6 protein-coding genes are annotated in these 6223 nt (G+C 57.4%); 4 read left to right on the forward strand and 2 right to left on the reverse strand.

The genetic code is table 11. The features are described 5' to 3' along the window. Positions 1 to 39: 39 nt before the first annotated feature. The gene (locus tag AXW67_RS03210) at positions 40 to 990 is read right to left on the reverse strand and encodes a LysR family transcriptional regulator (protein ID WP_063676583.1); all 951 of its coding nucleotides are present in this window, start codon (positions 988 to 990) and stop codon (positions 40 to 42) included. Positions 991 to 1650: 660 nt separating this feature from the next. Between AXW67_RS03210 and AXW67_RS03215 the strand changes: the two genes are divergently transcribed. The 4 genes from AXW67_RS03215 to AXW67_RS03225 all read left to right on the forward strand — a co-directional run bounded on the left by AXW67_RS03215 (position 1651) and on the right by AXW67_RS03225 (position 3522). Next, positions 1651 to 2016, forward strand: a complete 366-nt coding sequence (locus AXW67_RS03215; RefSeq protein ID WP_063676584.1) for a hypothetical protein — start codon at positions 1651 to 1653, stop codon at positions 2014 to 2016. Positions 2017 to 2031: 15 nt separating this feature from the next. Next, complete coding sequence (locus tag AXW67_RS40140; protein ID WP_082905942.1) at positions 2032 to 2430, forward strand: helix-turn-helix transcriptional regulator; 399 nt, start codon at positions 2032 to 2034, stop codon at positions 2428 to 2430. A 29-nt stretch (positions 2431 to 2459) separates the two neighbouring features. Then, positions 2460 to 2762, forward strand: coding sequence for a hypothetical protein (locus AXW67_RS03220; RefSeq protein WP_027555258.1), 303 nt, complete (start codon positions 2460 to 2462; stop codon positions 2760 to 2762). 568 nt (positions 2763 to 3330) lie between these two features. Then, positions 3331 to 3522 carry a hypothetical protein gene (locus AXW67_RS03225; protein ID WP_063676585.1) on the forward strand — a complete coding sequence of 64 codons (192 nt, stop codon included), beginning with the start codon at positions 3331 to 3333 and terminating at the stop codon, positions 3520 to 3522. A gap of 209 nt (positions 3523 to 3731) precedes the next feature. Here AXW67_RS03225 and AXW67_RS03230 read toward each other — a convergent pair whose 3' ends face one another. After that, entirely contained in the window at positions 3732 to 5594 is a 1863-nt protein-coding gene (locus AXW67_RS03230; RefSeq protein ID WP_063676587.1) for a reverse transcriptase domain-containing protein, read from the reverse strand. Between the last annotated feature and the right edge of the window lie 629 nt (positions 5595 to 6223).

Genomic DNA, 6223 nt, shown 5'->3' on the forward strand with positions numbered 1-6223 from the left:
TAACTGAGCCTCATCGCCACGCCCAGATACAGGCCGCGGCTAGGATTTACGAGCGTGAGAGACATCTCGTGGTTTCGCATGGCGCCCCATGCGCGCTGCTTCCTGTAACATGACCTTCCGCATCCAGATGCTTGCCGGATCGTTGTTATGCAAAGCAGGCCATTGAACCGCCTCGGTAAAGGCCGGCAGCGGCAGCGGAAGATCGACGATCCGCAGCCGCATCGTGGTCGCGAAGTGCCTTGCCAGCCGTGATTGCATTGTCGCGATGCGCTCGGTGCCGAGTAACAGCGGCGGGATCAAGCTGAAGCTCGGCACGGTCACCTCGATCTGCCTTTTGTGACCGTGCTCAAGCAGGAGCCATTCCTCGATCGAAGGCTTGTGTGTGCGCCCGAACTTGGCCGCAACGTGCCCCATCGACATGTATCGCTCGAAGGTAAGCTTCCGCGACAGCTGCTTGTTCGTATGACAGCCCACGCACACCAGCGTCTCCTCGAAGAGCTTCGCTCTAGGGTGGTCGTTTGACATATATATTTCCGGAAAGATCAGGAAATCGACCTCGCCGCGCCGAAGCGGCTCGTCCGGCTGGTCGTCAAACTGAATGAGCTCGAACGAGATGCCGGGTGCCTCGCGCGCGACACGCGCGAGGACCGGTCTGATGAATAGCATGACCATGAAATCCGACAGGACGATCCGAAAGCGGCGGTCCGATTTGGCCGGGTCGAACGTGTCACGTGAGGCAATTGAGAGGCGGATGTGCAGCAATGCTTCGCGCGTGGGGACGGCCAGCGCTTCGGCCAGCGGGGTCGGAATGAGCTCACGCCCCCTCATCGTGAACAGATCGTCGCGGAAATAGGCACGCAATCTGGCGACGGCCGCGCTCATGGCGGGCTGGCTCAGATGGATGCCGCGTGCCGCCGCAGTGAGGCTGCGCTCGGTCATCAGCGCATCGAGCGCGACGAGGAGGTTCAGATCGAGACCTTTGAAGCGCATGCCGTATCCACACCGTGAATACTATCGAGAAAATTAAATCCGTTTTACCAATATTCTGTCGATCTGGTCGAGCAGCTTCCAAGAGTGGGGCCCGCTGCAACTGGCAGGCGGCGGGCGATTGGCCGTGGCACTGCTTCAATGGGCGTCTCAAAGCGGAGGTCGACCTCTGGCCATCGCACATCAAGGCCTCAACCCGCGCCGTCGATCAGTCTGGCGATCTGGTGGTTTCGCTGCCGAAAAGCGCCGGTAAGACATGTATTGCCAAGCTATGCATCTGAGCTTGCCTCGCCGACGGCAAGCGGGTGGTTTTCGTCACTCCGCATGCTGGAAACGTCTATTCGTAAATTGCGAAACGTCGACTTTCAGGAAGGGGCGATCAGGTTCCTTGACGCGTGGAGCCGGTCATGACTTCTCCGGGAGGCGCCTAGGGGGAGGCAAAATCTCGAACGCTAAGCTATTGATAAAATTTGTTATTGCTGTTGCCTGGCGCCGGTTTTCCTGATCGACACAACGGCATGGCAAATTCACTGACGGGTATGTCCTGTGCTCGTTGTGGTAGTGTCAATCAACCGATGTACATTATTGGGCTGTTTCCTCAACGTAGCTCCTTATCGAATTTCGATGGTGGGGGAACATTGACAAATACAAGGAATTCCTTATATGCTTGTTTCGTTCGAGGATCCCCAATTGGGAGATGCGGCTGATGAATTGGAACAGCTTGGGCACAATTTTGCTTGCGAGGTCCTGCTCTACTTGCAGAAAGTCCACTGCGGATCGGTGGATAGCAGGGATCTCTCGCCCTTTTATACGTACAGAGGTGTTGAGATGTTCCAGGCTTTGTCAGCGAACAAGTTTGTCATTTTCGCTGTTGAATTCGACGATATTGACGACGTCACCGTGACGCTGATGCTCGCGGGTGAGCATGGTGTGCCCATGTCTGCCGGCGGGTCTTCCTGGAATGGTAACGACTATAGTGTCTTGAAAACCGGAATTTTGAATGCGCGAGCTTCAGTCTGGTTTGTATGAAGAGCGGAGGTTGCAATGGTCAAACTCAAAGTCGAAAAAAGTCAGGAACGTAGACCGCGCGCCGTCGCTGAGGTTAGCAGCAAGACAGGGGGGCGTTCGCTTGCCGATCTTGTCGAAAGGATTGAACGTGCTGATGCAAACCTTGGAGCTGAAAAGAAGCTGTCGAGTGCGGCAATGCGTGCCGGCGAATTCGTTCGCGCGATGCGTAAGGATGCTGGACTTTCACAATCCCAATTGGCGGACAAGTTGTGCGTAAGCCAGGCCCGAATTAGTGAAATTGAATCGGGAGTTGGAATCCAAGGACCAACTTGGGATTTGATGGAGCGAATTTCAGTCGCATGCGGGAAAACGCTCGGTGTTGCAGCGTCGAGTGACGATCTGGAACTCGCGGCTCACATGCCTATGGCTGTGTAGGCCTGATTCGCAGGTGAGGCCTAAAACAGATGGCGTACTCCTGGTGGGACGCACTCAAGGACGTTCTGGGCGCCGCGAGTCCAATACTCATTGCCGTGCCGTGGCTGAGGGATTTCTGGCTGCGTCGTCGGAGATTGAAGGTCGAGCAAGTCGAGGCAACTGGGCGCTTGAGCCAATTGAAAGTGTCTATCGAAGGAGCAATTAAGGAGAAAATCGACTCGCCAAAGGCGGCCGATTTTGTGTGGACTATTCTTGGCCTCGTGCTCATCTTCATAAGCTTCTTGATTGCCTTTATTCGAGGTCTTGCTGATCTTTTTGAAGCATCAACCTGAGTCCCGTGTATCAGGTGTCGAGGCCCGCGTTCGACGTCGAACAAAATAAGCCGTCATTAAGAGTCCGGCCCAGAATGAGACGAAGGCCACCGTCGGATCGAGGCGTCGGTGGGGTCGCCGTCAAGGTGCCGCCATTGAGCGCAGCCGCCTGCGTCGGGCACGGGGACGATGCCATGGCCGACCGGTGGGAGTCGCGTCGATGTCCAGCCAAGCGACCGCCCGCGCTGTACCAACGTTGTGAGGGACACCAACCATCATGATGTCGCGCAGTCGACCACATTAACGGTTTGGGACCCCATATCACTTCAGAAGAGGCGCAACTACGAAGCCGGTGCCTGCGGACATGTCTTTTGGACTTTTGCAGGCGGTGACTCAAAAAAAGACGTTTGGGGACACGTCGAGTATCAATATTATTGCAGCGGGACCTTGCGCTCGGGCCCCATCTATGCGGTCGAGCAATCTGCATTGTGTCCACCGAGACAGTGAGCATGGCGTCTTACGTCCGGGAACAAATGGACTGCCGCTGCGATGCGGGCAGTCTGAGGCCGAGTACTACGTTGCAAAGGCCTTGGCCGCCGGCATGACACCAGACGCGGTGTTCGAGACGATCACGCGGGATTTCGACCGGCAGTCGATTTTCCGGAAGGAGCAATCCACCGTGGCTGCGGCGGCATTGTATCATCTGACAAGTGATGACGCCGTGATGACGCGACTGCGCGGGCTCTTTGACAAGATCCGGGATTACCCGTGCCGCCGCTGAAATCACCCCGAGCGCGCATTGCTGCGCCTGACACTCAAGCACTTGTGCTGTCTATCTATCCGCAGATGCGGCACCCATCTGCTTGCGCGCGTGCGGCTTCCGCCGCATCGGGCTCTCGTGAACCGAGCCGCTTCGCGTCTCGTAGGGTAGGCGCGGGATACCTCGACGAGGATATCCCTACGCCTCCCCCCAAACCGTGCGGGCACTTTTCAATGCACACGGCTTTCCATACGCGCATGCTCTCGACCGGAGACGGTTAAACGGCATGACGGACACAGGACGATGGTCTTGCGCCGCCAACCGGACCGTTTCCAATCCGTCAGCGATCCGCTTCGCAGGTCTCCTACGCGGCGGAGGTGATGCATCTCAAATGGTCCCGTCGTATCGCCGCACGCTTCGCATCTGCGAGCGTTGAGGCGATCGATCAGATCATTTGGGCTTTTGACCCACCACGCCCCTGCCGTGACGTTGTCGACCACAGGACTCGTCCAGTAGGTTTGGGTCAGATGCTTCAGTCTCCACAGCTTGATGCTGCGAAGCTTACCACGGACCACGGAGCTGACCTCGTAGTCCGTACCATTCCACAGACGCGCCATGGTTCTCGCTCTCGTCGTCCGATGTCGCATCGCCAGCGTCTTCACGAGGCTGCGGAACACAACAAGCTCCAACAGTCCCAAGGCGCCCTTGAAGTCATCAGCAAACGAATGGTAGTTCGCAAAACCACGGAACTCTGAGTTATAGGCGAGGACGGTTGCGACATCGCTGGTAACCAAGAACTGCTCGCGAGGACGGCCAGTTTTTCTGGCGAGATCGCCATAGTCGTGTCGCTTGCAGAACGCGGTGACCTCCTTCCGCGGCACGCGCAAACTGACATTGCCGGTGGTCGGCCGGCGTACCACGCGCCATGTCCGTCCATCCGGTCCCGTGCGGTTGGATTTGCGTCCAGCCCCATAGGATGTGTATGTCGAGATGCGATAGCTGAGGAAGGTCACTCCCTTTGAAGCGGCATAGACCCCACTTTTCTCGGGCGACACGGTGAGCTTCAATGTCTCCGTCAGGAATTGTTCGACGCAGACCATGATCTCACACGCTTCCCGCTTGCTCCCGATTATGCCGATGAGGAAGTCATCGGCGTAGCGGCAGTAGCGGAGCCTTTTGAAGTTCGGGTCCATCGGATCGACGGAGGGCACTTTCCGTCTCTCCTTATTAATGGCTTTGATCTCCGCGAGTGCAGCGTCGATCTCGGCCCGATCCGCGCCGCTGGCGCGGAGCCGTTCAATTTTACGGCGGAGACTGAGTACGCGCCGTTCCAGCGCCGCGTAGCGCGGGAATGGACGTCGGTCGCGGCCTTTGTCGAAGCCCGCCTTCATTGTCTGCATGTGCTGGTCCAGCTCGTGCAGATAGATGTTGGCGAGCAGGGGCGAGACAACGCCGCCCTGTGGCGTGCCACTATAGGTGCGTCCGTAGACCCAATCTTCCATGTAACCTGCTTTGAGCATTCCTTCGATCAGAGCGATGAACCTATCGTCATCGATCCGCTTCTTTAGAAGCCCAAGCAAAATGTCATGGTCGATGTTGTCGAAGAACCCACGCACATCCACTTCGACCAGCCACTTACAGCCCGTCCAGGTCTTCTTGATGGACTTGAGTGCGGTATGACAGGATCGTCTCGGGCGGAACCCATGCGACTCGTCGAGGAACACGGGTTCGTAGATCGCTTCGAGAAGAATCCTGACCGCCTCCTGAACGAGCCGGTCTTCCACCGTTGGGATACCCAGCGGTCGTGTTTTGCCGTTGTCCTTTGGGATATAGACCCGCCGGACTGGCCGGAAGCGATAAGTGCCATCTGCTACGCGCCTGGCGATGTCAGCGAGCTTCGCCAGCGACATGCCGTCGAAGGTCTTGCCATCTACACCGGGCGTCAGGGCTCCCTTGTTGCGGGAGACCTTTTCGTAGGCCCACTCGAAGAGATGCGGAGATCTCATCAGGCGGTGAAGGCCATTTACGCGCTTACCCGACCGCGACAAAGTCGGCAGTGATTCAATTCTTCTCTGGATGGTAGCGGCCTGCATCAGCAGAACCTCTCCGTCGAAGAATCTCTTCTACGCATACTGCAAATGCCGTTTTTAGCGGCATCCTCCTTCCCCCGATCGGAGGCGCTTTCGGTCCGGTCACCCGGCCTTATACGCATGATCGTCCACCTCGCGGTGGCTGTCCCGGTCATTACGCCGGGCATTTGGGTACTATGACGGCTCCGTCGCCATACAGGTTCTTGAAAGAGCCTGCTGCAGGCGATCCCGTAGTTGCGTGTGTAGGAAGTTGCGGTGTGTTTAGGTGTCCCATTCGTCTCCTTGACCCACGGATGGTGGTCGTCCCACGCAGACTGGTGGCGGATCGCACTGGCCGGTGCGATCTGCCCCGCGTGGCATAGCGTGTCAGCCGCGTTCGCTACGGCCAGCCCTTTGGCAACTGGAAACTGGGATTCAGGCAATACAGCTTTCACCATGCACACCTTACTTTGTGCTCTCCACTGGGCTGCGGCGCCCGATTTCGAGACGTTTCCCGGCATGCTTTGGTCCCGTTCTCCTTTCGGAGTCTCAGTCGTTTCCGACACCGGTAAGCCGGGCAAGTAAGAGCCATAACCAGCAGGCTCTATTCTTTCGAACACTCCCTTCTTCTCCACGCCTCAACGGCGCACGCC

The organism is Bradyrhizobium neotropicale (assembly GCF_001641695.1).
In the GTDB taxonomy this organism is placed as follows: domain Bacteria; phylum Pseudomonadota; class Alphaproteobacteria; order Rhizobiales; family Xanthobacteraceae; genus Bradyrhizobium; species Bradyrhizobium neotropicale.

What these genes read in the sequence shown, in the direction of transcription:
- AXW67_RS03210 (WP_063676583.1), bottom strand. Translation starts at nt 990, where the DNA reads ATGCGCTTCAAAGGTCTCGATCTGAACCTCCTCGTCGCGCTCGATGCG.
- AXW67_RS03215 (WP_063676584.1), top strand. Translation starts at nt 1,651, where the DNA reads ATGCTTGTTTCGTTCGAGGATCCCCAATTGGGAGATGCGGCTGATGAA.
- AXW67_RS40140 (WP_082905942.1), top strand. Translation starts at nt 2,032, where the DNA reads ATGGTCAAACTCAAAGTCGAAAAAAGTCAGGAACGTAGACCGCGCGCC.
- AXW67_RS03220 (WP_027555258.1), top strand. Translation starts at nt 2,460, where the DNA reads ATGGCGTACTCCTGGTGGGACGCACTCAAGGACGTTCTGGGCGCCGCG.
- AXW67_RS03230 (WP_063676587.1), bottom strand. Translation starts at nt 5,594, where the DNA reads ATGCAGGCCGCTACCATCCAGAGAAGAATTGAATCACTGCCGACTTTG.